The 26,918-nt window shown below is 40.6% G+C and carries 24 protein-coding genes; 17 read left to right on the top strand and 7 right to left on the bottom strand.

Going from position 1 to position 26,918, the window contains the following annotated elements:
- Nucleotides 1-176: 176 nt before the first annotated feature.
- Nucleotides 177-1,037 (top strand): NAD(P)-dependent oxidoreductase, encoded by an 861-nt coding sequence (locus tag FQ085_RS01850; RefSeq protein WP_149455770.1) that lies wholly within the window; start codon nt 177-179, stop codon nt 1,035-1,037.
- A 39-nt stretch (nt 1,038-1,076) separates the two neighbouring features.
- On the opposite strand, the gene FQ085_RS01845 is transcribed toward FQ085_RS01850, so the two are convergent.
- Complete coding sequence (locus FQ085_RS01845) at nt 1,077-1,538, bottom strand: YkyB family protein (RefSeq protein ID WP_149455769.1); 462 nt, start codon at nt 1,536-1,538, stop codon at nt 1,077-1,079.
- A 225-nt stretch (nt 1,539-1,763) separates the two neighbouring features.
- On the opposite strand from FQ085_RS01845, the gene fadH reads away from it, so the two are divergent.
- From fadH to FQ085_RS01775, 14 genes are all read left to right on the top strand, one after another.
- Nucleotides 1,764-2,531, top strand: a complete 768-nt coding sequence (gene fadH / locus FQ085_RS01840) for a 2,4-dienoyl-CoA reductase (RefSeq protein WP_058384792.1) — start codon at nt 1,764-1,766, stop codon at nt 2,529-2,531.
- 102 nt (nt 2,532-2,633) lie between these two features.
- The gene (gene cbpB / locus FQ085_RS01835; protein WP_058384793.1) at nt 2,634-3,077 is read left to right on the top strand and encodes a cyclic-di-AMP-binding protein CbpB; all 444 of its coding nucleotides are present in this window, start codon (nt 2,634-2,636) and stop codon (nt 3,075-3,077) included.
- A gap of 153 nt (nt 3,078-3,230) precedes the next feature.
- The gene (locus tag FQ085_RS01830) at nt 3,231-4,709 is read left to right on the top strand and encodes an MFS transporter (protein ID WP_149455768.1); all 1,479 of its coding nucleotides are present in this window, start codon (nt 3,231-3,233) and stop codon (nt 4,707-4,709) included.
- Nucleotides 4,699-5,574 carry a transcriptional regulator CcpC gene (gene ccpC, locus FQ085_RS01825; protein WP_058384795.1) on the top strand — a complete coding sequence of 292 codons (876 nt, stop codon included), beginning with the start codon at nt 4,699-4,701 and terminating at the stop codon, nt 5,572-5,574. The genes FQ085_RS01830 and ccpC overlap by 11 nt, the downstream gene beginning before the upstream one ends.
- A 67-nt stretch (nt 5,575-5,641) precedes the next feature.
- Nucleotides 5,642-6,355, top strand: coding sequence for a 2,3,4,5-tetrahydropyridine-2,6-dicarboxylate N-acetyltransferase (gene dapD / locus FQ085_RS01820; RefSeq protein ID WP_058384796.1), 714 nt, complete (start codon nt 5,642-5,644; stop codon nt 6,353-6,355).
- A 12-nt stretch (nt 6,356-6,367) separates the two neighbouring features.
- On the top strand, nt 6,368-7,483 hold the full coding sequence (locus tag FQ085_RS01815; RefSeq protein WP_058384797.1) for an N-acetyldiaminopimelate deacetylase: 1,116 nt from the start codon (nt 6,368-6,370) through the stop codon (nt 7,481-7,483).
- Nucleotides 7,484-7,868: 385 nt separating this feature from the next.
- Nucleotides 7,869-10,226, top strand: a complete 2,358-nt coding sequence (locus tag FQ085_RS01810; protein WP_149455767.1) for a hypothetical protein — start codon at nt 7,869-7,871, stop codon at nt 10,224-10,226.
- Nucleotides 10,223-11,158, top strand: a complete 936-nt coding sequence (locus FQ085_RS01805) for an ABC transporter ATP-binding protein (protein ID WP_149455766.1) — start codon at nt 10,223-10,225, stop codon at nt 11,156-11,158. The genes FQ085_RS01810 and FQ085_RS01805 overlap by 4 nt, the downstream gene beginning before the upstream one ends.
- Complete coding sequence (locus FQ085_RS01800) at nt 11,155-11,997, top strand: ABC transporter permease (RefSeq protein ID WP_058384800.1); 843 nt, start codon at nt 11,155-11,157, stop codon at nt 11,995-11,997. The genes FQ085_RS01805 and FQ085_RS01800 overlap by 4 nt, the downstream gene beginning before the upstream one ends.
- Nucleotides 11,998-12,009: 12 nt before the next feature.
- Nucleotides 12,010-13,434: a hypothetical protein gene (locus FQ085_RS01795; RefSeq protein ID WP_058384801.1), complete on the top strand. Its 1,425-nt coding sequence runs from the start codon at nt 12,010-12,012 to the stop codon at nt 13,432-13,434.
- A gap of 15 nt (nt 13,435-13,449) precedes the next feature.
- Nucleotides 13,450-14,442, top strand: coding sequence for an AAA family ATPase (locus tag FQ085_RS01790; RefSeq protein WP_058384802.1), 993 nt, complete (start codon nt 13,450-13,452; stop codon nt 14,440-14,442).
- Nucleotides 14,439-15,299, top strand: a complete 861-nt coding sequence (locus FQ085_RS01785) for a DUF58 domain-containing protein (RefSeq protein WP_058384803.1) — start codon at nt 14,439-14,441, stop codon at nt 15,297-15,299. The genes FQ085_RS01790 and FQ085_RS01785 overlap by 4 nt, the downstream gene beginning before the upstream one ends.
- Before the next feature lie 11 nt (nt 15,300-15,310).
- Nucleotides 15,311-17,044, top strand: coding sequence for a vWA domain-containing protein (locus FQ085_RS01780; RefSeq protein ID WP_058384804.1), 1,734 nt, complete (start codon nt 15,311-15,313; stop codon nt 17,042-17,044).
- Entirely contained in the window at nt 17,025-19,598 is a 2,574-nt protein-coding gene (locus tag FQ085_RS01775; protein ID WP_058384805.1) for a VWA domain-containing protein, read from the top strand. The genes FQ085_RS01780 and FQ085_RS01775 overlap by 20 nt, the downstream gene beginning before the upstream one ends.
- A 63-nt stretch (nt 19,599-19,661) precedes the next feature.
- Here the strand turns inward: FQ085_RS01775 and FQ085_RS01770 are convergent, their stop codons facing one another.
- The 6 genes from FQ085_RS01770 to FQ085_RS01745 all read right to left on the bottom strand — a co-directional run bounded on the left by FQ085_RS01770 (nt 19,662) and on the right by FQ085_RS01745 (nt 25,297).
- The gene (locus tag FQ085_RS01770) at nt 19,662-20,852 is read right to left on the bottom strand and encodes an MFS transporter (RefSeq protein WP_058384806.1); all 1,191 of its coding nucleotides are present in this window, start codon (nt 20,850-20,852) and stop codon (nt 19,662-19,664) included.
- Between the two features lie 106 nt (nt 20,853-20,958).
- The gene (locus FQ085_RS01765; protein WP_058384807.1) at nt 20,959-22,035 is read right to left on the bottom strand and encodes an ABC transporter substrate-binding protein; all 1,077 of its coding nucleotides are present in this window, start codon (nt 22,033-22,035) and stop codon (nt 20,959-20,961) included.
- On the bottom strand, nt 22,032-22,838 hold the full coding sequence (locus FQ085_RS01760) for an ABC transporter permease (RefSeq protein WP_058384808.1): 807 nt from the start codon (nt 22,836-22,838) through the stop codon (nt 22,032-22,034). Before FQ085_RS01760 ends, FQ085_RS01765 begins: the two co-directional genes overlap by 4 nt.
- The gene (locus tag FQ085_RS01755; RefSeq protein WP_058384809.1) at nt 22,822-23,646 is read right to left on the bottom strand and encodes an ABC transporter permease; all 825 of its coding nucleotides are present in this window, start codon (nt 23,644-23,646) and stop codon (nt 22,822-22,824) included. Before FQ085_RS01755 ends, FQ085_RS01760 begins: the two co-directional genes overlap by 17 nt.
- Nucleotides 23,636-24,742: an ABC transporter ATP-binding protein gene (locus tag FQ085_RS01750; protein ID WP_058384810.1), complete on the bottom strand. Its 1,107-nt coding sequence runs from the start codon at nt 24,740-24,742 to the stop codon at nt 23,636-23,638. The genes FQ085_RS01755 and FQ085_RS01750 overlap by 11 nt, the downstream gene beginning before the upstream one ends.
- Before the next feature lie 15 nt (nt 24,743-24,757).
- A complete protein-coding gene (locus tag FQ085_RS01745) occupies nt 24,758-25,297 on the bottom strand; it encodes a helix-turn-helix domain-containing protein (protein ID WP_058384811.1) in 540 nt (179 codons plus the stop codon).
- A 402-nt stretch (nt 25,298-25,699) separates the two neighbouring features.
- On the opposite strand from FQ085_RS01745, the gene FQ085_RS01740 reads away from it, so the two are divergent.
- Both FQ085_RS01740 and FQ085_RS01735 read left to right on the top strand, forming a co-directional pair.
- Nucleotides 25,700-25,996 carry a hypothetical protein gene (locus FQ085_RS01740; protein ID WP_058384812.1) on the top strand — a complete coding sequence of 99 codons (297 nt, stop codon included), beginning with the start codon at nt 25,700-25,702 and terminating at the stop codon, nt 25,994-25,996.
- 160 nt (nt 25,997-26,156) lie between these two features.
- Nucleotides 26,157-26,816: a potassium channel family protein gene (locus FQ085_RS01735; RefSeq protein ID WP_058384813.1), complete on the top strand. Its 660-nt coding sequence runs from the start codon at nt 26,157-26,159 to the stop codon at nt 26,814-26,816.
- The last annotated feature ends 102 nt before the right edge of the window (nt 26,817-26,918 follow it).

Here is a 26,918-nt window from a genome sequence, read left to right as displayed (position 1 = left end):
CATAGTATACTTGAACAACAGCAACATTCTCATTTCCCCCTTTTGTGGTCGGTCCGTTTACGGATCGGCTTCTTTTTTGCGCTTAATAAGCGAGAGCGTAGTTCTTGTATCTACATAAGTGAATATCCTAAAGATGTTTGCTAAACTGAAGCTATATACAAAAGGAGGAACTACATATGAAGATTGGATTTATCGGAACTGGCGTGATGGGCAGTAGTTTGGTTAAGCATTTGCTCGACCATGAGCACGAGGTTTCAATCTTTACACGAACTGCTAAAAAAGCGGAAAGCTTAGTAAAAGCCGGTGCATTCCTTGTTGATTCACCTCAGCAAGTAGCGAATAACTGTGAACTCATTTTCACTATGGTGGGCTATCCAGCTGATGTTGAAGAAGTTTATTTTGGTGAGCGAGGCCTGTTGGGGAATGCTAAAAAAGGAACGATACTTGTGGACCTAACCACTTCTCAGCCACAGTTGGCCCAAAGAATTTTTGAAGCAGCTACGCTAAAAGGTCTCCATGCGCTGGATGCACCCGTTTCTGGTGGCGATATCGGTGCTAAAAATGGCGTATTATCGATTATGGTAGGTGGAGAAAAAGAAATTTTCAAGCAGATTTCTCCAGTTTTCAACTTATTCGGTGAAAATATCGTATTTCAAGGTCCTGCTGGTTCAGGGCAACATACCAAAATGTGCAACCAAATTAACATTGCCAGCACAATGATTGGGGTGTGTGAATCGCTTATTTATGCAGAGAAGGCGGGATTAGATCCTGAACGTGTACTGCGTTCTATTTCTTCAGGCGCAGCCGGTTCCTGGTCACTGTCAAACTTAGCACCTAAAATGATTAATGAAGATTTCCGCCCCGGTTTTTACATCAAGCATTTTATAAAAGATATGAAAATTGCAGCAGAAGAAGCAGAAAACTGGGGATTGGATTTACCGGGTCTTCGCTTATCTCTAAGCATGTATGAAAAAGTAGCAGCACAAGGTCACGAAGAACAAGGTACGCAAGCTTTAGTAGAATATTATCGATCATAAAAAAACTGGAAACCTCTACAGGTTTCCAGTTTTTAAAAATCAATCAAAATAGGATTTTTTAGGTGAATAAAATCGGTCAACTTGTCTTGGCTGATAGGATTTAGTAAAGTTAGAACGTACCACTTCTTTTTTTTGCGGTTCTAATCCAGTCAGCATCCGTAAAATTTCTTTCGCTACTTTCAAGTTCATTCGGCTAGGAGGATTGCGGTACGTATCGTCCAAGTGGCCTAAATGTTCGAGCGACGAGAAGTCTTCTTTTTTCGGAAGCATGTGAAAATAATAATTGCCGCATTTTACGAGGACTGAAGATTGCTGTTGACTTTTCTGAGGGTTTTTACTGAAGTGTAAACCAATTTTTAATGCACGTTGTTGTACAATCATTAAATTTAACGCTTCTTTCTTCAGTGCATACAAATAATGATTATCAGGAGCAGTTTTTGCATGGCGGTTAACAGTGAAAATGGCTTGCGCGATATCTGAATCTGATTTAGTAACTGGCATGAACTCATTCCTTTCTTACAAAATAGTGAGTAGTTCGACTTTATCATATCAAAATTATTAAGCACTGTATACAAAAGCTCCATGTGCAATAAAAGGGGAAATCAATGACTTTGTAGAATGCTTTAGTTAAGGTGATCGAAACTGTCTGCAGTTTAGCTAACGAAATGTGGGCAAACAAAGAGCACTGATTTATGCGTTGTAATTTAATCAAAAGGGGATGTTTACATGTTTACGGATCAAACGATTATTGTTACAGGTGGCTCAAGTGGTATGGGACTGCACATGGCTAAGAAATTTGCCTCAGAAGGAGCTAATGTCGTCATCACAGGACGCGATATGGAAAAACTCAACGAGGCTGTGAAAGCGATTGCAGGAGACCGCGGTTCTGTCGAAGTTTTTCAAATGGATGTACGGGAACCTGAACATGCTAAAGCAATGGTAAAATTCGCTCATGAAAAATTTGGCAGAGTGGACGGATTGGTGAATAATGCTGCTGGAAACTTTATTGTTCATGCAGAAAAGTTATCGCCAAATGGCTGGAAATCAGTAATTGATATTGTCTTGAACGGAACTTTTTTCTGTTCGCATGCAGTCGGAAACTATTGGATTGAGAACGGTACAAAAGGCAACATTGTAAATATGCTGGCAACGTATGCTTGGAATGCTGGAGCAGGAGTTGCCCATTCAGCTGCAGCTAAAGCAGGCGTGATGTCGTTGACACGGACGCTTGCTGTTGAATGGGGTACACAGTTCGGTATTCGCGTAAACGGTATTGCGCCTGGACCGATTGAACGAACGGGTGGAGCTGACAAGCTTTGGGAATCTGAGAAAGCCGCTAAACGGACATTAGAGTCAATTCCTCTTGGCAGACTTGGAAAACCCGAGGAAGTGGCTGAACTGGCCGCCTTTATCATGTCAGATAAGGCTTCTTATATGAATGGGGAAATCGTCACCTTAGATGGTGGGCAGTGGCTGAATAAGTTTCCTTTTTAAGTAAGTTCACGCAACAATTAATTAGTTTCCGAAATCTTGATGTGTTATGATGAGTCTAACTAGACAGCGTCTAATACAGGAGATTTAAAAGGAGTAGAGTACATGATTTCATTGCCAAGCAAAGATTTTCTTGATACACCAATCGAAGACTATATCATCTCTTCCGAGAAAGTAGCGCATGTTCAAATGGGGAACAGTGCCGAACATGCACTGCTCGTCTTAACGAAGACAGGCTATTCAGCCATTCCGGTATTGGATTCGAAATACCGCTTTTGCGGTTTAATCAATGCACAACGGATAACTGACGCAATTCTTGGAATGGATCATATAGAATACGAGCGGCTTTCTGATATCCGCGTGGAAGATATCATGGAAAAAGATTTGCCTTTGATCCACGTCAATGAACGTTTTCAAAAAGCGCTTGATATGGTCATTAACCAGAACTTTCTATGTGTAGTAGACGACGAAGAAATGTTTATGGGGATTTTGACGCGGCGTGTTGTATTAAAGCAGTTAAAAAAACAAATTTATCAATTGAAAAGATGAGCACAGTAACTGGAAAAGGTCTCGTCATAGAGGCCTTTTTTACGATGGAAGCTAAATTTTAGCGTTTCATATTAGCTGTAAAACTTTAGCGCCCGTGTAGACGTAACGGGCGCTTTCGCTTTTTTAATAGCTAATCGAAAAGAGGTTTGTTGAATGGAAGGAACAAAAAAACCACTCGTTTTAGCGTCTGTCATGCTCGCGATGTTCGTCAGTGCTGTCGAAGCGACGATCGTCTCGACAGCCATGCCAAGCATCGCAGCTGAACTAGGTGGGTTTTCAAAATATAGTTGGGTGTTCTCAGCCTATTTGTTGATGAGTACTGTAACCGTGTTACTCTACGGTAAACTATCCGACATATTCGGACGTAAGCGCATATTTGCTGTCGGCATGCTTTTGTTTTTACTCGGTTCTTTATTATGTGGGTTGGCCAATTCAATAGATGAACTTATTTTTTACCGATTTATCCAGGGAATGGGTGCAGGTGCCGTTATGCCAATCGCCACGACGATTGTCGGAGACATCTACTCTAGAGAAGAACGGGCTAAAATCCAAGGTTACCTATCAAGTGTCTGGGGAATTTCGGCAGTTACGGGTCCTGCAATTGGAGGTATTCTCGTCGTCACGATTGGTTGGGAATACGTCTTCTGGATCAATTTGCCTCTTGGGATTATTTCGCTGCTCGGTGTTCTGTTGTTTTTAAAAGAGCCAGTCAATACGAAGAAACCGGTAATTGATTATAAAGGGGCTGCTTTATTGACAGCTGCTTTATCGACTATGTTGTATCTGATAGTTGAAGGCGGCGTATCATTTGATTGGTTTTCTACGAAATCACTGATTTTACTAACTGCCAGTATCTTGTTTTTTGTGTTATTCATATGGGCAGAGCGAAAAGCCGTCGATCCGATGATGCCTTTTGAGATTTGGCGCAATAAAACTATTTTTTATGCCAACTTGGTTTCTTTGACAAATGGTGTTATTTTAATAGCAATTTCTAGTTACTTGCCAACATATGTAACGGGTGTCATGGAACAACCTGCCGCGATTGCAGGCTTCACGTTAACAGCTATGTCAGTCGGGTGGCCATTAGCTGCTTTTTTCTCGGGAAGACTCTTGCTGAAAATCGGGTATTTTAAAACATCTATTGCTGGTGGTGCTTTTTTACTAATAGGATCTTTGTTGTTTGTTTTGATGCAACCCGGATTCGGTCCTTTATGGGCGGCTATGTCGAGTTTTTCCATTGGTCTTGGCATGGGCTTAACTAGTACCGTGTTTATCGTTGCAATTCAGGCTGCCGTATCTTATGAACAGCGTGGTTCTGCCACTGCTTCAAACATGTTCATGCGGAACTTGGGTAGTACAATTGGTGTCGCATTGCTAGGTAGTATTCTCAACAGTTCATTACTGCGTTATTTCGCTGACAGTGGTCAAAACTATTCTTTAAGCGCTATCAATGATTTGCTTAGTGCAGATGCTCGCGCAGGAATTCAAGTAGAGTCATTGAGGTTTTTACAACAAGCATTAGCTGAATCGCTTCAACATGTCTATTTAGTCACTGCATTTTTCGCATTGCTTAGTTTTATTTTGATCTTTGGGCTTCGTGGGAAAAAAGGAGTGAAAAGTCGTGTCAAATGAAGAGTTAATCATTAAGATATTGGCAGAAGAAGGCAATATGAGAAAAGCTGCAGAGCGTCTGTTTTTATCACAGCCAGCCTTATCGCAGCGGTTGCAGTCTATTGAAAAAGACTGGGGCCAACAATTATTTATTCGTTCGCAAAAAGGATTATCGCCTACACCTGCCGGAGAACTGGTCATTCAATATGCCAATGAAACCATACAGCGAAAAGAAGAAGTGTTCGAAGTCCTGCATACGTTAACTTCCAAAGTACACGGCACGTTAAAAATTGCCTGTGCTACGATTATTGGACAAAATTGGTTGCCAAAAGTATTAAAGGACTTTGTGACACTTTATCCAGAAGCGAAAATTCAGTTGATTACAGGATGGAGTTCAGAAATAGTTCGTGCGTTATACGACGGCGAAGCTCATATTGGGATTGTTCGCGGCCATACAGATTGGAAAGGACCGAAGTTGCATTTGTTCAAAGATACTTTGTATCTGGTAGACAAAGAAATTCGCTCACTTGAGGAACTTCTTCAAACCGATCGGCCGTTTATCCAGTTTAAAAGTGATTCTACTTACTATGAAGAAATTCAACAATGGTGGCAAAAACATTTTGCTTCAAATCCGAAACGACAAATTACGGTTGATCAGATTGAAACATGTAAGCAAATGGCCGTTAACGGAATTGGCTATGCGATCTTGCCATCAATTACGCTGACAGGAACTGAGGAAGTTCATATGATGCCATTGACTAACAATGAAGAAGAGTTAGAGTTAACACGAGATACATGGCTTATTGGATACGAATCTGCTTTTCAGTTGCGCCAAGTAGAAGCATTTGTTGATATCGTTGAAAAACATGCCGCTTTATTAAGATGAAGTGGATGAATTTTTATGCTAAATCAGATATAATAACAACATCACTTAATAGAAAGAGGTTTTATTGATGAAACAGATGGATGCAACTGAAATAATCTCGTACATACAAAATGCAAAAAAAGCGACACCCGTAAAAGCGTACATAAAAGGTCAAGGCGTTGCTGATTTGGATTATGGCACAGAGTCCAAAGTTTTCGGACAAGGCAATTCAGTAACTGTATTCGGCGAATGGGCAGATATTCAAACGGCACTAGAAGCAAATGCTGCGCTTATCGAAGATTCTGTAGTGGAAAACGATCGTAGAAATTCAGCGATACCACTATTAGATATGAAAAACATCAATAGCCGCATTGAACCCGGTGCATTTATCCGTGAAAATGTAGAAATCGGAAACAATTGTATCATTATGATGGGTGCTGTAATTAATATTGGTGCTGTTATTGGCGATGGTACAATGATCGATATGGGCGTAATCATGGGCGGTCGGGCGACAGTTGGCAAAAACTGCCACATCGGTGCTGGAGCAGTACTAGCCGGCGTTATCGAACCGGCATCAGCAACTCCTGTTATCGTCGAAGACGATGTTATGATCGGCGCCAACGCAGTGGTTCTCGAAGGCGTTCGGATTGGTAAAGGTGCAGTTGTCGCAGCGGGCGCAATCGTCATCGAAGATGTGCCTGAAAACTCCGTAGTGGGCGGCACACCAGCGCGCGTATTGAAATTAATGGACGAAAAGACTCGTTCAAAAACAGAAATCAAACACGAACTAAGACAGCTATAATCGGTGAACCCAATGGAATTAGTGAGAATTAGGAGAGCATTGCATCAGATTCCGGAAATTGGTTTTCAAGAAGTAAAAACACAAGCTTATTTAATGGACATCATTTCTCAGTTTCCTCAAGAACGTATTGAACTTGTAAAATGGCGGACAGGTCTTGCAGTTAAAGTACGTGGTGATAACCCGACAAAACTGATTGGTTGGCGAACAGACATGGATGCTTTGGCGATTATGGAAGAAACCGAATTGGAATTCCAATCCCAGCATCCAGGATTTATGCATGCATGTGGTCATGATATTCATATGACCATTGCAATCGGGTTGTTGCACAAGCTAATTGATGAACCCATTCAAGACGATGTTGTCATTTTGTTTCAACCAGCTGAAGAAGGACCTGGAGGCGCCTTGCCTTTTCGGGAATGGCTGAAAACCGACAAGCCGGATTTTCTACCTGATTGTATTTATGCTTTGCACATTGCACCAGAGCTGCCGGTTGGTACTGTTGGTACACGATCTGGATTATTGTTTGCCAATACATCAGAACTGTTTATCGATCTTCATGGTAAAGGCGGACATGCGGCTTTTCCTCATTTGACAGAAGACATGGCGATTGCAGCCGCTTCTATGCTGATGCAGCTCCAAACCGTGGTCAGTCGCAATGTGAACCCGATGGATTCGGCCGTGCTCACCATTGGCAAGTTAAGCGCTGGAACGGTACAGAACATTATTGCGGAACATGCACGGCTAGAAGGTACAATTCGCACACTTACTAGTGAATCGATGAGCCAAGTTAAACAGCGTATTGAAGCAATTTGCCGAGCGGTTGAACAAGCAAATAATTGCCAAGTCCACATTGATTACGGTTCGAGTTACCTTGAAGTTAAAAATGATGAGACTTTAGCAGAAAATTTCTTGCGCTACGCCAGCCAGGTTAAAGGCATCCAAGCAATGCAGAGCGATGCCGCGATGACTGGTGAAGATTTTGGTTACTTTACCGAACAAATTCCAGGGGTTATGTTTTGGGCAGGTGTTTCGTCAGCGTATGGACTGCATCACTCAAAATTGAATCCTGATGAACAAGTTCTTGAGTTGATGCCAGATTTTCTACATGGCTTCTTTTTAAAAAGTTAAAAGCAGACAGCTCAGGCTGTCTGCTTTTTTGTATCAGGAAAATTAAATAAATAGAACGATATAGATTGAACTAATGATTGCCACTTGACGATATTCCGCAAAACAGCTGTGCTTTTGGGTTCATAGGGTGTGAGTCATACAACTGGGGCTACAGGACGTCGCACCAGTTGAAAAGAGCTAGCAGGAGTCTCCATTGCTTTGCTCAATATCTTCTAGTTAACAATAGAGATATAGACAACACTTTCTTATTCAACGAGAAGCTTGTTTACTAGGATATCATCAGCAAGAATTTTTGATTCAAATTATTTAGAATTAATTGTGAGAAGATGGAACTAATTTAATTTACTAGCGTACTAATAAGGAGACGAGTAAAAGGGGGATTATCATGCATAAACGCTTGCTGGCATTTTTTGTTTTCGCATTATTCATGAGTTTGTTTACTATGCCACAACCTTCTTTAGCAGCGCCACAAATCACTATTGATTCGAGTGCTGGTTTTCAAAATAAAGTAAAGTATGAAAAAGGGTTGCCTCTTCAGTTCACAGTAACCAATGAAGGATCAGCATTTTCTGGAGATTTGGTACTCAGTTTTTCAGAGACGTATAACCTCGGAGCTGGTATGGCCTTGCCAATAGATCTTGCAGAAGGCGAAAGCAAAACGCTGCAAATCGCTTCATCCGGATTATCTGATATGTATTACTCCGGGGCACCGAGCGACCAAAGTATCTTCTTGTTTGAAGGTGGTTGGGAAAAAGGAAAGTCCATTAAGTTTAAAGGCAAGAAAACGATACAGCCATCTTACTATACACCAATGTCATTATTTGTAGCGATGTTAACAGATAATCCAGATCGTTTATCCCCTTTAAAGCAATTGAACGTTCCAACAAGTGAAGGAATCGAAGTGTTTCACCTCAATCAACTAAAAGAATTTACATTACCGACTGAAGTGCAGGCATGGGACATGATCGATTATTTGGTCATTGATGAGTTTGCTTATAGTGATTTACCGGCATCTACCCAAAAAGCAGTTTTACAATGGATTCAACAAGGTGGACACGTTGTTACAGGATCCACAACTAACCTACAAGCAGAACTTGGCAATTTGAGCGAATACCTGCCTTTGGAATTAGCCGATGTGACCGATGTGAAAGTTCCAGGATTAGAAACAGCAGTTCCTGTTTTTCAAGCAACAGTCAAAGAAGGGGCGACAGCTAAGCTGCAAAAAGACGGTCAAGTTTTTGCTGCCACACAATCAGTTGGCTCGGGTAGTTTGACACAAATGAGTTTTTCGCTTGGAGACGAAACGGTTTCCACACAAAAAGGCTACAGCCAAATGATGTCGAGTTTTTTTCCAGCAGTTGCTACAAACTCTAACTCAATGGGTGGACAATCCATACTCGATTATATGACCTATGAAGTAGGAAGTGTTAACGAGTTGTTTGAAAGCTTTGAAGTGTCAAAACCATTTATATTGGCGATTGTATTGCTCTATATTTTATTGATTGTCCCAGTACTCTATATTGTACTGAAGAAAAAAGACAAACGAGAATATGCCTGGGTTATCATTCCAGCAGTTGCTGTATTAACTTCTATTGGATTATTCGCTTTTGGTGCAAAAGACCGAATTGGTAATCCACAAATTCAACAAACTGGCTTTTTTGAAGTAGACGCGGATAGTGGATTAAAAGGTTATTACGTTAATTCATTATTGTCAAACCGCGGTGGCAACTACCAGTTTACAGCGCCTGCTTCTACTACAATGACTAGTCGCATAGCTAATGAATTTTCTTCAACAGAGCCTTATCTTTCGGCAATGTTGGAAAGAGGTGCAACCAATAGTCAAATGACTTTGCGAGATATGCGTTACTGGTCTGTACAATCGATTATGGGACAATCTTATATAGAAGATAGTGGTGACTTCGCTATCGATTTAACTGTAGCTGACGAAAAAATTACGGGAACTATTCAGAATAACTTTCCGTTTGCGGTTGAAGAGATTTCAATTTGGACAGGTACACGTCTTATGGATGTCGGTAAGCTCAATCCTGGTGAAACCTTGAAAGTTAATGAAACCGTTCAATCAGCGATCTTGTCACCGGCTGCGCCTGTCGGACAATCCTATGCCTATCAGCCAGTAGCAAATGTAAAAGAGTTGGAAAAAGCGCGTCGTCAAACTTTACTATCCACATCTTTCGAACAATTATCTAAAAACGGTAAATCGCCTTACGTAATCGCTTATACGAAAGATGCGATTGTGCCAATCACACTTGAAAATCAACGAGCATCTGTAGAATCTGTCCACCTGATTGCACAAAGTTTTAAACCGCAATTAACATTGGAAGGCGATATCACATTAAATGTAGATGCCTTGACGTTAGATCTTGTGGCAGCCAATAATACAGGTTTTTTTGAAAATGTCTCAAATGATCCGTATCTCTATTATTTTGAACCTGGTGAATTTGACCTGACCTATACTTTACCAGAAGAAATTGAGTTAAAAAAATCAACATGGACTGAATTAGCACTTACTAAAACAGGACAAAACGTTACTGTCAGCCTATTCAATGTGGACAGCGGAAGTTACGAAGAAATTACAGAGACTAACCCAAAGTTTGCTGAAAAAGCAAAACAATATATCGGTCCAGAAGGCGCCATCAAACTAAAGTTGAAAGTTACCGAAAGTTCGAGCAACCCTGAAGTGGTTGTGCCGAAAGTCAAATTGAAAGGAGTGATTGCTCCGTGATTGAAACAATTGGATTAACAAAAAAATATGGGTCTTTTTATGCCTTACAAGATTTAAATTTAGTAGTAGAAGACAGTACAGTTTTCGGCTTTGTAGGTGCAAACGGGGCGGGTAAATCAACCACCTTTTCAATTTTGGCTACGCTTCTTCAACCAACAGCTGGTGATGCCTTTATTAATGGAATAAGTGTGACGAAAAACCCTCAAGAAGTGCGCAATCAAATTGGTTATATGCCCGATTTCTTTGGTGTTTATGACCAACTAAAAACAGATGAATATTTAGATTTTTACGGTGCTAGTTATGGGATCAAGCCAAAAGAACGCGCTGTGTTAATCCCGAAGCTTTTGGAACTGGTTAATTTAGAACATAAGCGTTATGACTACGTCGACTTATTGTCTCGCGGCATGAAACAGCGGCTTTGTTTAGCGCGGGCGCTGATTCATGATCCGAACATCTTAATATTAGACGAACCTGCTTCAGGACTAGATCCACGTGCACGTGTAGAAATGAGAGATATCTTACGAGAGTTAAAAGCTATGGGCAAAACGATCTTAATTTCTTCTCATATTCTTCCAGAACTTGCTGAAATGTGCGATAGCATTGGCGTCATTGATAACGGAAAATTGATTGTACAAGGTTCTGTAGCTGACATTCAAGCGCAACTTCAAAGTGAAAAAGTACTTCGTGTCAAACTAGTGGGCGATATGCAATCAGTCATTGCATTTTTTGAAATGGATCCGTTTGTTTCTCAAATAGAAGTACAACAAGACAAAAATAGCATTCAATTTTTCTACAGAGGAACAGATGAAGATCAACTGCAGTTGTTGCAACGAGCTATCCACCAAAAACTGCCGATTTTATCGTTCTCAGAAGAAGAGACGGATTTGGAAGATGTCTTTATGGCGATTACAAAAGGAGTGGAAATCGGATGAAAACCCTTTTTGGCAATCCCGTACTAGTGAAAGAACTTAAATTGCGCTTTCGTAACTTAAAAAGCTTTACCGGGATTTTGTTTTATTTAATTGCGATGAGCGTCTTTGTTTTCGGTTTCATCTTTCTAGCTACATCCTTAACAGGTAATGGTTTTTTTCGTCCGGATGAAAGTTTTATGTTATTTAGCATCATGACGTATATTCAATTAGGATTGATTTTATTCATTACGCCAGCATTAACAGCTGGGACCATTAGTACAGAACGTGAAAAACAGACCTTGAATATTTTACTGACAACTTCGCAAACTTCTTTCCAAATTATTTTTGGGAAAATGACATCATCCATCGCCTTTTTGTTGTTGATGATTGTGTCGGGGTTACCAATATACAGTTTAGTGTTTTTATACGGGGGCGTTTCGCCCAGTCAGTTATTTTATATTTTCTTGTTTTATATGCTGACCTTACTGGCAATTGCTAGTATAGGTGTCATGCTATCGACCTTGATTCGAAAAACCATTGTTGCCATTATCGCAACATACGGAGCCATGATTTTCATCGCTGGTGTTACCGCCTTTTTCTTACTGATTTCGGTTCAAGTTTCTCAAATGGGTTCGGCGGTGTCTTCAATCTCACCAATGGCTCATTTTTGGGCTACCATTAACCCGCCGGCAGTGTTGCTAACTTTGCTGCAGCCCTCAATGGAAGAGCAATTGCAAAGCTTAACGATGGTCCCCATTCCTCTGTGGATTGGTTATGCCATTTTCTATGTTTTGGTATCAGCCGGCTGTCTTTTATTGGCTGTCAAAAAGCTGCGCGTCAATATGAATAAATACAAATAAGGAGGGACTTTCATGAACAATCGTGATATACGCAGCTATGTTAAAAAAGTTGAGCGGCTGTTAAAAATGCTTCATATCAGCCGTGTTTTTCAGTTTGCATTATTTGTAGGTCTGACTTTAGCTACAGTATTGCTGTTAGTATCACGGTTGTTCGTGCTTCCTTATTATGAATTTTATGCATATGTAGCAGGAGTTGCTATCGTGATAAGTTTGATTGTGTTGTCTAGTAAAGGCTTACCTAACGTGCAACAAGCGGTGCAAGAATTGGACCGTTTTACACCTCATAATCAGTTGCTAACCGTGTGGAAGCTAACAGAACAAAACACATTAACTAAAGAATTATCTCGTGAAACAGCCAAAATCATTCCGTATAGCTACCGACTATTCCGCAAAGAACGCAAAGTATGGCTACGTCCTAAGTGGTTAATCGGAGCGGTCGTTAGTGCGACGTGTATGGTCTTGCTTTTAGTGTTTCCTAGTAATTTGCAAAATCAGGCAAATGATGTGGAAAAAGAACTTGAATTGGTAGAAGATATTAAGAAAGAAATTAATGAGATAAAAAAGCAAGCAGAAACAAAAGTGGTTAAAAAAGAATTGGATGCATTACAAGCAACAATCAAAGATAAAGAAAATCCAGAAGCTATATTAAAAGAAATCGTCAAAAAACAAAAAGAATTAGATTTGAAAAAACGCCAGCTGGCAAAAGGCAAAAACCCGGATGCTAAAGAAATTAGCGAAGATATTGAAAAAGCTGCTGGGCAATTAGCTGAGAAGGCCGGAAACACACAAACAGCTTTGAGTAATATGGGAAAACCTGTAGCATTTCCATTACAACAAACTATAGCCAAGCGAGAACAATCAACTAGTAGCAAAGAAAATGATTCTTCTGAAGGCAAATCTTCTGACGCAGAAGGGAAATCTAGTGAATCTAGTTCTAGTGGGCAAGCATCAGAAAACGAAGAAAGTGAAACTACTAAAACAGCTGGAGAGTCAGAAAGTAGCCAATCACAAAACCAAGAACAAGAACAAGGGCAAGGACAAGGACAAGGGCAAGGACAAGGACAAGGACAAGGACAAGGACAAGGACAAGGACAAGGACAAGGACAAGGGCAAGGACAAGGACAAGGACAAGGGCAAGGACAAGGGCAAGGCAGCGGAGCTGGTAAAGGTCAAGGAAGCCGAGATTTGTTAACTGTACCTTCTCGAATTGGAGGTCAAAGTGACACATCAGTCGATAGCGGAAAAGTGGGAGAAGGACAAGCGGCCGGCGAACAATATGGTGCTGTTCCTGCAACTAAAGGAACGGTCCAGCCTTATGCGGACGTAGTGGGAGATTATTCAACTTCATATTTCTCAAGTGCAGATCGTCTCCAACTGCCAGCTGATTTACAAACCATTGTAGAACAATACTTTACAGATATTGAATCCGACAAATAGAAAAGAGGGCTTTTTATGACATACACGACCGATCAATTTACAGAAATGAGCCAATTGCTTCAACAAGTCAAATCCGAAATTGGACGGTTTATCGTCGGACAAGAAAGCGCGGTTGAGTTTTCTTTGTACGCTATTCTAGCGGATGGTCATGCCTTACTAGAAGGCTTGCCCGGTCTTGGTAAAACAATGTTGATTCGGACCATTTCAGATGTGCTCGATTTGTCGTTTTCCAGAATTCAGTTTACACCCGATTTGATGCCTTCGGATATTACTGGGACGAGTCTTATTGAACGAGATGCAGAAGGACGCCAACAATTTACTTTTCGAGAAGGTCCGATTTTTCACCAAATGGTACTTGCAGATGAAATTAACCGTGCTACACCGAAAACACAAAGTGCGCTGCTAGAGGCAATGGGTGAAAAGACAGTGACCATACTTGGTGATACGAAAAAAATGGCGCGACCGTTTTTCGTTTTGGCAACACAAAATCCTATTGAAATGGAAGGGACGTATCCGTTACCTGAAGCACAAATGGACCGTTTTCTTTGTAAAATTCTGGTTGCTTACCCAAGTCGCGAGGAGCTTGCGGAAATTAGCCGCAGAACAACGGGATCTCAACTAATTCTTCTTAGTAAAAAAATGAATACAGCCAGCTTAATTGATGCACAAGATATGGTGAAAGAAGTGTTGATAGCAGAAGACATTTTAATGGTGGCTGTCGATATCATTCAAAATACGCATCCAGAGCATTCAGAACATCAAGAAATCCAGCAATTTGTTCAATACGGTAGCGGTCCTCGTGGTCTGCAAAGTTTGATCCGTTTAGCAAAAGCACGTGCTTTAATGGAAGGACGGTATCATGTATCAATTGGCGATTTAAAACATGTGGCAAAACCAGTACTGAGGCACCGCTTGTTATTAAATTATGAAGCAGAAGCAATGGGTAAAAATGTAGATGAACTGATTGATAGTGTGCTAAGTACAGCAGGAAAAGGCGTATTGAAATGACGTTATTAAATTTACCAGCTGATTGGGGCTCACGTCTTAGTCGCTATGCTATTGGAGCAAAAGCAAAAATCAAGGGACACCATAAAGGTTCTCACCGGTCAATGCGTTTTGGTAGTTCATTGGATTTTTCCGATTTTCGCGAATACCATCCAGGAGATGATGTACGCCATATTGACTGGAACGTTTACGCAAGAACTGAACGTATCTATATTAAACGTTTTCTAGATGAACAAGAAATGCGTATCCATATCTTACTTGATAGTTCAAAATCAATGGACAATAAATGGCTGTTTGCGAAGCAATTAGCGTTTTCACTCGGTTTAATGGTGTTAGGAAGAGATGACCGCTTGACGGTGTCTGCTGGACAAAAACAACTGATTCCTTTTCGTAAAAAAGGGAAATCGGCAAAAAAGCTGTTTGAACATTTCGTATCTACTATGCCCAATCCTGAAAACGTGTCATTTGCGAGTCAGGCAAGTTTTCACGCTGCTAAAGATTCTACGGTATTATTCATTGTATCCGATGGACTAGAACCACTTACGGATTGGCAGGTGTTTTTCAGACAGGCTCCGGCTTTTGCGCACGATATTCGATTTATTCATTTGACTACACAAGATGAACGGCTGCCGTCTTACAAAGGTGATTTGCGTTTTATCGACGATGAGACGCAGCAGGTAACGAGTGTGACGGTGACAGAAGAAGCACTTCGTGCCTACCAAAAGCAAAGTGACTTGCACAGTCAAGGCTTGGAATCTCTTTGTCGCACATATGGTATTGCTTATTTGCCGGTACACGTAGAAGACGGAATCGAGCAAGTGTTATTTCATCAAATGATACGAAAAAATTGGATTGGGTGAGGTGAAGCGGTATGGGAGTAGCAAATTGGGGAATGATTTGGACGGCAATTATGCCGCTAGCCGTCATTCTCTATTATTTCTTTAGAAAAAAGTACAAAGACCAGCGCGTTTCTTCAACGTTATTTTGGCAAGAACGAATGAAAGAGCTGCAAGCATCGCCTTATTTAAAAAAATTGCAGCATCATTTATTGTTTTATCTTCAATTAGTAGCTCTTATTTTTTGTGTAGTGGCGTTAATCGAGCCTTTCAGCGAATCGGAAACATTAGCTGGTAATGATTTTATATTTATTGTCGATACGTCAGCAACGATGCTAGCTGGTTCTCCAACGCATTTTGAAAAGCAGCAGGTCCAAATGAAGAAATTGGCGTCACAAGCAGGAGGTAAGCCTGTGACAATTGTTACGACGGGTGTTAGCCCGGAAGTGGTCATTCGCAATGAGCAAAATGTTGAGCGAGTCGAAAAAGCAATTGACGAATTAGCGGTAAGTTACGAAAATGCCGAAATGGAGCAAACGATTTTATTTGCGGATACGCTCGCGACTAATGACTCAACGATTATTCATATTTTTACCGATTACTTGGACCGTGCCATCCTTGCCAATAAAACCGGACAAAGTTATCAAGTTCATGGATTTTCAGAAAAACTGACTAATGTAGCCATTCGCCAATTGGGTCTTTCAGAAACGGACAATGGGATAAGAGGTATAGTTCAAGTAGTTAATAATAGCGAAAAAACGATGAATGCTACTGTCCGTTTATCGTCTGGCAGTTTCGAGAAAGCAGTAGAAGTAAAACTCGAAGCGGCGGAAGAATTGCTCGTTCCGTTTGAAGCGTTGCCAAATCATAAGCTATGGCAAGCAGAACTAGAGGTATCGGATGATTATGCGGCGGATAACACAATGGCAACATATCTAGCCCCACCAGTTAACGCAATTGTCATTGACTCGGCTTTGCATGAATTAATCGCAAGTGGTTTTCGTTCACTCGCTTTAGATGTTAGTTTAGCCGAAGCCACTCAATTGCAGCCTGACGCTGGATTACCCATAGTTACGAATCAACGTGACTTACTAGAAGCAACAACACCCATTTTAATGTTTGGGCGAAATGATGAAAATCCGTTTGAAGTGACCGGACAAATTGAGACAAAGCCGCATCCGCTTTTCACATATGCCTCATTGGATGAAGTTTATGTTTCACAACTGTACCCATCTTTTGAAAACTATGAAACCATCGCCACCATAGATGACCATCCGTTTATTCAAATTTCTCCAAAAGGAGATATTGTCGTGCTGACAGATATTCAATTGACCGACTGGCCTCTTTCTCCTTCTTTCCCTTTGTTTTTATGGAGCGCCATGGAAAGTTTATCAGGCGATGCGGAATTTCTTGGTTTTTTCCAACCGAACGAACACCGATCTGTATCGTTAGCTTCACCAACCGGAGAATGGGGAATTTTTCGAGACGGTGCTTATCGCCATTCCTATATTGAAGGGAACGGTCCTTTTGCGGCACCTAATGAACCGGGTGTTTACCAAGTGGTGGGTGACGAAAAAGACATGACTATGATTGTACAGTTAACTTCTCAAGAAAAAGAGCTTTCTGCTGGGGCGTCTTATGCAATGGGGCAGGCGAAAGCAGCACAAGATACCGTCCGCTTTTCGTTTGTGCCATTTATTATAGGAATTGTCTTACTGTTAGTGCTTCTGGAATGGGAGGTGTATCGTCGTGGAATTACAACTCGATAAACCCATCTGGCTGTTGTTACTCATTCCGGTACTGTTTTATTTTGGCTGGTTTGCACTCAAGCATTTTTCAGCTAGCTCTAAAGTGATAAAGGCTGTGTTTGTTTTAAGAACCGTGGCTGTCACCTTGTTGATAGTTGCTTTGGCAACTCCTTCGTTATTCAGTCCTGTAAAAGAAGAACAAGTTATTTTTCTTATGGACCGTTCTGCGTCTCTTGAAGGAATGCAAACAGCAATGACCGTGGCAATTGAAGAAGCAGTAGAGGCCAAAAAAGATTATCAATCTATCGCGGTCTATACATTTGCAGAGGATTTCCAAAGCTTGTTGCCAATGACTAACGATCCGCAACCTTTACCGGCAGAACTAACCGTTGGAAACAGTAGCCACACCAATATCGCGCGAGCGTTAGAACTTGCTTCAAATAGTGGAGATACCAACTTAGCGACGCGACTTGTTATTTTAACGGATGGCAATGAAACACAATCGTCTGCTATTGAAAGTTTAAATCGACTTCAGTCTGAGCGCCTTCAAGTGGATATCTGGCCGGTCGAACAAATCGCTAAAAATGATCTGGCGATTAGTCGCTTTGAAACACCTCCACGTGCATTTTTAGGTGAATCGCAAACGTTTACTGTAGCCATTGACTCAAGTACCGAATCAACAGCTAAACTTATTTTTTCTGCTAATGATAAAGAGTTGGATAAGAAAGAAATCAAAGTTGTTGAAGGTCAAAATGTCTATAGCTATTCGTATCCTGCCAATTCGGAAGGGCTTCAAAAGTATGAAGTCCGTTTAGAAACGGCGAAAGATGCGTACCTTGAAAACAATTCATTGTTTAGCATGACAGAAGTTTCTGGAAACCCAGAAGTGTTAGTCGTCAATGGCGGTGTTCCAAGCCCAATTCCACGTTTATTGGATACAAATAATTTAAGCGTAACGGAACTAACTGCGGATCAATTGCCGAGTAGTTTGTCTGCCATCCTTCGTTACGATTCGATTATTTTTGATAATGTCTCTGGAACGTCTGTAGGAGAACAACAAATGACGATTATTGAACAAGCGGTTCGTCAATTTGGTGTTGGATTTATGATGGTTGGTGGCGATCAAAGCTTTGGCTTAGGTGGCTATTTTAAAACGCCAATTGAACAGTTATTGCCAGTCGAAATGGAAGTCAAAGGCAAGCATGAATTGCCTTCACTGGGATTGATGATTGTTATGGACCGTTCGGGAAGTATGATGGGCATGAAAATGGAACTAGCGAAAGAAGCAGCTGCTCGTTCGGTTGAATTGTTGCGTCCTGATGATACATTAGGAGTTATCGCATTTGATGACAAACCGTGGGAAATCTTACCGACAGCTAAAGTAGCAGATCCGGAAAATGCAGTAGATAAAATTTTAAGTATTACACCTGGTGGCGGAACTGAAATTTATCGTTCGTTGCAGCAAGCCTATATGGAACTAGAAGATTTAAAACTGCAGCGTAAACACATTATCCTGTTAACAGATGGACAATCGGCAACATCCAATGATTATGACGCGTTAATCGAAAATGGAAAAGACAATAATATTACCTTATCGACCGTCTCCATTGGACAAGATGCAGATCGAAACTTACTAGAGCAACTAGCTAATACAGGTAGCGGGCGATTTTACGACGTTACGGATGCCACGACAATTCCCGCTATTTTATCCCGTGAGACGATCATGATGTCACGAACATACATTGTGGATAAGCCATTTTATCCCGTGGTATACGACAGCAAATGGAATAATTTGTTTGCAGAAGGTGTCCCGCAATTGAATACCTATATTGCAACGACAGCGAAAAATACAGCAACGGTGGCACTCGAAAGTGAAGAACAAGATCCGGTACTCGCGAGTTGGAATTATGGCCTTGGAAAAACAGTTGCTTTTACATCCGGAAGCGGGGCCTGGAGCGGTGATTTTCAGAGCTGGTCGAAGTGGCCAGAGTTTTGGAATAAAACTGTAGCTGAATTACAGCCTAGTTTTGAAGAAATTCCTTTTTCAGTGGTACGAAAAGAACAAGGCGTTTACACAGTCGAGGATCCTACTCATAGCTCGGCAATTTTAACGATTGCGGCAGTAGATGAGCAAGGCAACGAGATTCCGCTGCAGACGGAACCGGTAGCACCTGGAAAAGTAGACGTGAAAATCGATGCTGAACCCGGATTAGTATTTTTGAGCGTGAGTAACGAAACAGGAGCTGCCTATAAAACAGGCCTGACGATCCCTTATGGAGATGAATACCACCCGGCAGAGGCAAACATGTCTTTACTAACAACATTGGCCAAACGGACAGGTGGACAGGTTTTAGAGACATTAGATGTAGCTTTTCGAGATATGTCGTACAAGAGTGGTAGTATTCGGTCGATTCAGCTGATTGTCCTGTTTATCGCAATGGTCTTGTTTTTTGCGGATATCACGCTTCGTCGTTTCGGACTACCGGCACCTCTAGTTAAGAAAAAAGCTACAAAAGAAAAAGATTCCTCGCCTATGGCAATTGATCAATTAATAAAAGCGAAAAGTAAAAAATAACACTTTTGTATTTTCCCATTAAACAACAGTAGCTCAGACCTAAAAGGTCTGAGCTACTGTTGTTTAACTCCGGCTTGTAGCCAAAAGTTGTTGTTTTCGCATCGACCAGGTGTTGGCGATAAAGAAACAGGTGATTAAAATGGCAGTTCCTAAAATATAAGGATAGCTCATATCGATATCAAAAAGAATACCTGCAAGTGCCGGACCAATCATATTGCCAAGACTCATGTAGGCATTGTTCATACCGGCGGCAAAGCCTTGTTCATCACCCGCTAATTTTGAAATCAACGTATTGATCGCAGGTCGAAGTAGAGATGCTGCAGTGAAAAATACCGCTGATACTAAAAGAATAGCCCAGAAAGAACTAACGAACAGAATACCAATCATCCCAGCTGCAGATATGAGAAGGTTAACCAAAATAACTTTCATCTCACCGAAACGCTTAAAGAGTTTGTCGATTACAAATGTCTGAACAATAACGCCGACAAACCCACCAACTGTGATTAACACAGCAATTTCTTTCGGTGTGAAACCAAATTTTTTATCGGCATATAATGCAATGGTCGATTGAAAGTTAGATAAACCAAAAGCGAAGATGAACATCACCAATAACATGACGAAGTAAGGCGTATAAGTAGAACGCTTCATCTGTTGCAGCAAGTTTTCGGATTTTTTATCCGTTGCTTGAATCGTAGGAACCACATTGGGTAGCACAGCGAAGGAGATCAACGCCGCAATTAAGGCAACTGCAGTAGCGATATAAAACGGAAATTGAATACTAACTTCGGCCAAAAAACCACCAATACCGGGACCAATCATAAAGCCGAGTGACATAGAAGCACCAAGCAGACCCATGCCTTTACCTCGTTCTTCGTATGTCGTGATATCTGCAACAAATGCCATCATCGGAGGAATCAGGAATGCCGCTCCCAGTCCACTAAAGAAACGGGCAACATAAAGCATCCATAATTCGGTAGACATACCGAATGCTAGTTGAGACAACCCGAAAACAATCAATCCAAAGATAATTAGTTTTTTGCGACCATATTTATCAGAAAGTTGACCGGAAAGAGGAGAAAATAAGAATTGCGCTAAAGCAAAAGTGGCGATTAATGTACCGAGTGCTTGACCAGCGACGCCAAACGTATCTAAATAGGCAGGCATAATCGGAATGATTAATCCAATACCGCTCATCGCAATGAACATATTGAACATCAGCACATAAAGCGCTGATTTATTTGATTGTACGGCCATAGAGAGACCTTCTTTCGTTATTATTTCGTATTACTAAATTTCAGTCTGTAGAATCTACATACTATACCCCAAAACGTCAAAAAAAAACAGGCAAACGTTCTGCCTGTTAGTTTTCCATATCCATTTTAAATTCCAAAAACAACTCGTTATAAGTTCCCAGCATTTCAAGACCCAAATTCTCATAAACTTCTAGTCGTTCTCGCAGTTCTTCAGGAGGATAAAACCGTTTATCCTCTGTAACCTCGGGATCCATCAAAGCAATTGCTTGCTCGTTCGGTGTAGAGTACCCGACATAATCTGCGTTTTGAGCAGCTACTTCAGGATCTAACATAAAGTTGATAAAAGCATGAGCACCTTCTACGTTATCCGCAGTTTTAGGAATAATCATATTATCAAACCATAAATTCGAGCCTTCTTCTGGAACAACGTAATCAATGTCTTCGTTAACCCACATGACGTCTGCAGCTTGGCCAGACCAAATAACAGCTACCGCTGCTTCCTCGCGTCGCATCATTTCAACAATTTCATCGCCAATAATGGCTTTAACGTTGGGACCCATTGTTTTCAACTTGTCTGTCGCTGCTCGCAATTCATCCATATCGGTTGAATTTAACGAATAGCCGAGGCTGTTTAACCCCAAACCAATCACTTCACGGGCGCTATCAACTAGGATGACTTCTTGTTCAAGTGACGGATCCCACAAGTCGTTCCAGCTTTCAAACGTCTGTCCGTCTAGTAAGGTAGGATTAAAGGCTATACCGACAGTCCCCCAAAAATAAGGAATAGAATATTCATTGCCTGGATCAAAAGGCAAATCAAGAAAATAAGGATCAATATTTTTCAAGTTTGGAATCAGCGCATGGTCAATCGGTTGTAGTAATTTGTTTTCCTTCATTTTTTCAATCGCATATTCAGAAGGCATCGCGACATCATAAGTGGTTCCGCCTTGCTCAATTTTTGTCATCATTGATTCGTTTGAATCGAATGTTTCATAAACTACAGAGATATTGGTTTCTTCTTCGAATTGCCTGATTAGTTCAGGATCAATATATTCGCCCCAGTTGTAGACAGAAATGGTACCACCGCCTGAAGTTGCTGAACTTTTTTCCAATACATTGACGGTATACAACAGTATGGTCGAAATGACAACAATCGCGATTGCAACTCTCACAAGTTCTTTCATAGTTTGGCGCCTCCAGTCCCAGGAGATTGTCCCGCACGTTGATTAAAGAAGTAATAGCCGAGAACCAAGCCAAGTGTTACAACAAATATTAATGCGGAAAGCGCATTGATGGTTAACGTGATTCCCGCTCGTGCCATTGAATAAATTTCGATGGATAAAGTCGAGAAACCGTTTCCTGTGACGAAAAAAGTTACCGCAAAATCGTCTAACGAATAAGTTAATGCTAGGAAAAATCCAGCGAAAATACCCGGCTTAATATAAGGGATAATTACGCGCGTCAAAATATCACGTTTCGATGCGCCAAGATCTGTTGCAGCATCGATCAATGACCGGCTCATTTCCTGAAGTTTTGGCAAAACCATAATCACCACAATTGGAATACTAAAAGCAATGTGTGAAATTAAGACAGATGCAAAACCGAGTTTGACACCAACCAACGTGAACAAGATTAGAAACGATGCGCCAATAATGACGTCTGGACTAACAATCAAAATGGTGTTTAAGGACAAAACAGCTTTGCGCGTTTTGCGATTTCGTAAAAATACGATACCAATAGCACCTAAAACACCGATTGCTGTTGAAATAAGTGAAGACAATAAGGCAATAATTACCGTATTCATCAAAATAATGAGTAATCTTGTGTCATTAAAGACCGCACCATAATGCTCCCAAGTAAACCCTTCAAAACTCGACATTGTGCCACCACTATTAAAAGAATAAAAGATCAAGTAGAAAATAGGCGCATAGAGAATGGCAAAGACCAGCACCAAATAGACTTTTGCTGTTTTACTTAGTTTTGCCATTATACGAGCCTCCTTTTTCTTTCTGACCTGTCAGCATCATAATGATGATCATAAACAAGATTAAAAACACTGCAATAGTTGAACCCATTCCCCAGTTTTGAGTAACGAGGAATTGCTGTTCAATTGCTGTTCCGAGCGTAATGACCTTGTTTCCTGCAATAAGACGAGTAATAACAAAAAGCGACAGAGCGGGGATAAATACGGCTTGTATGCCTGACTTTACACCGTTGATGGCTAATGGAAAAATAACACGTCTAAATGTTGTGAAAGCTGAAGCACCTAAGTCTCGGGAAGCATCAATCAATGCAGGGTTTATTTTATCTAGCGAGTTGAAAATTGGCAGCACCATAAACGGAATAAAAATATAAACGGAAACAAAGATAAAACTGAAATCAGTAAATAAGATTTGCCAAGGACCTGCCCCGAGCGTTTGAAGAAGCTTGTTAGCAGGTCCATACAATCCGAAAATACCGATAAAAGCATAAGCTTTTAGCAATAAATTAATCCACGAAGGAATAATGATGAGTAGTAGCCAGAGTTGTTTGTGCTTTGTTTTTGTTAGCCAGTAAGCCGTTGGATAAGCAATCACAATAGTGATTAACGTAATCAAAAACGCATACCAGAAAGAACTCAGCGTCATCCGCAGATAAACAGAAGAAAAGAAATTCTGATAATTTTCCAAAGTAAAAGCGCCAGTCAAATCCAAAAACGAAAAATAGAAGATTAACGCAATTGGCGCTATGACGAATAAGGCAATCCATAAATAATAAGGGATAAGGTAAAGCGGACGTGAGGGGTTATCTTTCATTGACTGACGCTCCGTAGGACTCCAGACGTGCATCAAACGCTTCTTCCGATTCGTTTAGACGCATCACGTGAATAGCTTCTGGTGAAAAATCTAAGCCGATTTGAGAACCGACTTCTACTTTTTTCGTAGAATGCACAAGCCATTCATTGCCAACTTCATCGATGGTTGAAATTTCAAAATGAACCCCTCTAAATAGTTGCGTATCAACCGTAACCATCATTTTGCCTTTTCCACTTGGCGTGATTTCCAAATCTTCTGGACGGATGACGATTTCCACTTGCTCATTCGGATTGAGTCCAGCATCGACACATTCAAAATTTTTATTGGCAAATCGAACTTGGTAATCCGCAATCATTTCTCCACTGACGATATTCGATTCTCCAATAAAGTCCGCAACAAAACGATTGATAGGTTCATCGTATATGTCCATAGGGGTGCCACTTTGCTGAATTTTCCCTGCATTCATAACGAAAATTTCATCCGACATGGCGAGCGCTTCTTCTTGGTCATGTGTGACAAAGACAAAGGTTTTGCCTAAACGCTGCTGCAGTTCCCGCAATTCATACTGCATCTCAGTGCGTAATTTCAAATCCAAAGCAGACAGTGGCTCATCTAGCAAAATAACTTCGGGGTCATTGACGATAGCTCGTGCAATTGCCACACGTTGACGCTGACCACCAGACATCTCTGAAATTTCTCTTTTTTCATAGCCTTGTAAGTTAACAAAAGCGAGTGCTTCTCGTACACGTCTTTCAACTTCAGGACCTTTTACTTTCTTAATCCGCAAGCCAAACGCAATATTTTCAAAAACATTCAAGTGAGGAAACAGTGCGTAGTCTTGAAATACCGTATTCACTTGACGCTGATTAGCAGGTACCGTGTTCATTTTTTTGTCTTCAATATAAATATTGCCGCTAGTAGGTGTTGCAAATCCTGCAATTAAACGTAAGATGGTTGTTTTTCCACAACCAGAAGGTCCAAGCAATGTATAAAATTTTCCTTTTTCGAGTTCGAAGCTAACATTATTTAAAACATTGCCGGCTCCTTCGTAAGTTTGCGTCACATTTTCAAAGCGAATGATGGGTATTTCCGCCATAAGATCCCTCCTGAATTATAAATAAGATTGTGTTGTGACAATGATCATTTCTGAAACACCATCGCAATCATTGATAAGCTGATGATGATTAGAAGCTTCATAGTAAATTGAATCTCCAGCAGCTGCAGCGTACTGATGATCGCCAATCTGAAGCAGCACCTGTCCTTCAAGAACATAGATAAAGGTTTCTGCTGAAGATGGCTCAAACTCTTTAAAATGACCGTTTGCCTGAAGCGTTAAAAAGACAGGTTCTATTTCTTTTTCGTTGGATGTAGGAATGAGCCATTCCACTTCATAGCCCGCATCTTCATCAACATGTGCGATATGATCTGCGGTCGAATAGACGATTTTAACTTCGTGATCCTCCGTAAAAAATTCTTTTGGCGTGGTTCCTAACACTTCGAGTAAACTAAAAAACGTTTCGATAGAAGGGGAATTCATGTCCCGTTCTAATTGGGAGATAAAACCTTTACTCAAATCAGTCCTTTTTCCAAGCTCTTCTTGAGTTAATCCGTTTTTTAATCGAAGGCGTTTGATTTTTGTGCCGATATCCACCAGAGTTCTCCTCGATTCTTTGTATATGAATATTTGCAGAAAGTTTAGTTAAAATATACTTTTAGTTTACTAATAGCATATATTCATTATACGGAATGACACTATTTTTTCAAGCCGAAAATTATTTTCAATAAAGGATTGTTATCTATTGCAATTTACTAGCAACTTTTACTATCATAGAGAAAGTGTGAAATAATAAATAAACGAGATAATAATGATATGATAGATAGTAGGGAGATAGCTGATTTTATTGGCAACCAATTTTAACATACATGGTGCTCCTGCATGGTTACGAAATCGCTAAGCCAATTAACTTAAAGCAAACATTTATAAGTGGAATTTTCAAGTGAATGCATATAAAAATATACAAACAGTTCGACCCAAACTCTAGGAGTGATCAATGTGAACGGAAAAATGAATTTCTTTCTTGACCCTAAAAACCGGGTCATTCAAAAATCTTCAATTATGAACTACAAACAAGACCAGCAAGGATTGTATCTTGTAGCCGACAAGCGATTTATCAACTGGATGGATGTCCATACGTATTGTCATACGTGTTTGGCAGCTTTGACTTTTGATGACGAATTTGATGCAAGTTATTGCGCGAGTTGCAACGAATGGCGAGAAGAACCATGTACAGATATTAGTTGCGAGTATTGTGAAAACCGTCCAAAACGTCCATTAGATCCCCGCCGATAAGCGGGTTTTTTTATTTATTGAAATAAGTTTATCAACTCACGTACACGGTACTAGCGAATGCGATAACTTTTTCGATTAGTTTGCAAAAATTTAACAAGCATTGATGTAGCTAGGATGATCTATGTTAAAATAAAGCCACTTGAACAGTTGGAGGATGGATATGAAAAAAGAATTTGTAGTCATTGGACTTGGCCGTTTTGGCGGTAGTATTGTAAGAGAATTGATTGAACAAGACGCAGATGTAATGGCAATTGATAAAGACTCAGAGCGAGTCGATGAATACGCTTCGATCGCAACGCAAGCTGTTGTGGCCGACACAACAGACGAGGCAGTGTTAAAATCGCTAGGTATCCGGAATTTTGAACATGTTATTGTGGCCATCGGTGAAAACATCCAGGCGAGTATTTTAACAACATTGATGTTAAAAGAAATTGGTGTAAAGAAAATTACGGTAAAGGCGCAAAATGACTATCACGCGAAAGTATTGAATAAAATCGGTGCGGATAAAGTGGTTCATCCCGAACGTGACATGGGCATTCGGATTGCGCATAATATTCTTTCTAACAACGTATTGGATTACTTGGAGCTATCGGATGAACATTCTATTATGGAGATCAAAGCAAATCATAAACTTGCAGGCTACACCTTGATCGGTCTCGATATTCGGGCGCGTTATGGCATTAATATTGTGGCCATTAAAAGAGGAGACGATATTATCGTTTCTCCGCAAGCAGACATGGAAATTGAACAAGAAGATATCTTAATCATCATCGGTTCTGATGCAGATATTAATCGGTTCGAGAAAAAAATGATGAATTAGTAGAAAGACCCGTAAAAGAAAGTGATTCTTTTACGGGTCTTCATGCGTTTAGGAAGAATAAAAAAGGTGTGTGGGAAGTTACTCCCACACACCTTTTAAATG

Source organism: Planococcus sp. ANT_H30, assembly GCF_008369335.1.
GTDB lineage: Bacteria > Bacillota > Bacilli > Bacillales_A > Planococcaceae > Planococcus > Planococcus kocurii.
The sequence above is the reverse complement of the archived record's forward strand: the minus strand, read 5'-3'. Positions and strand labels throughout refer to the sequence as shown.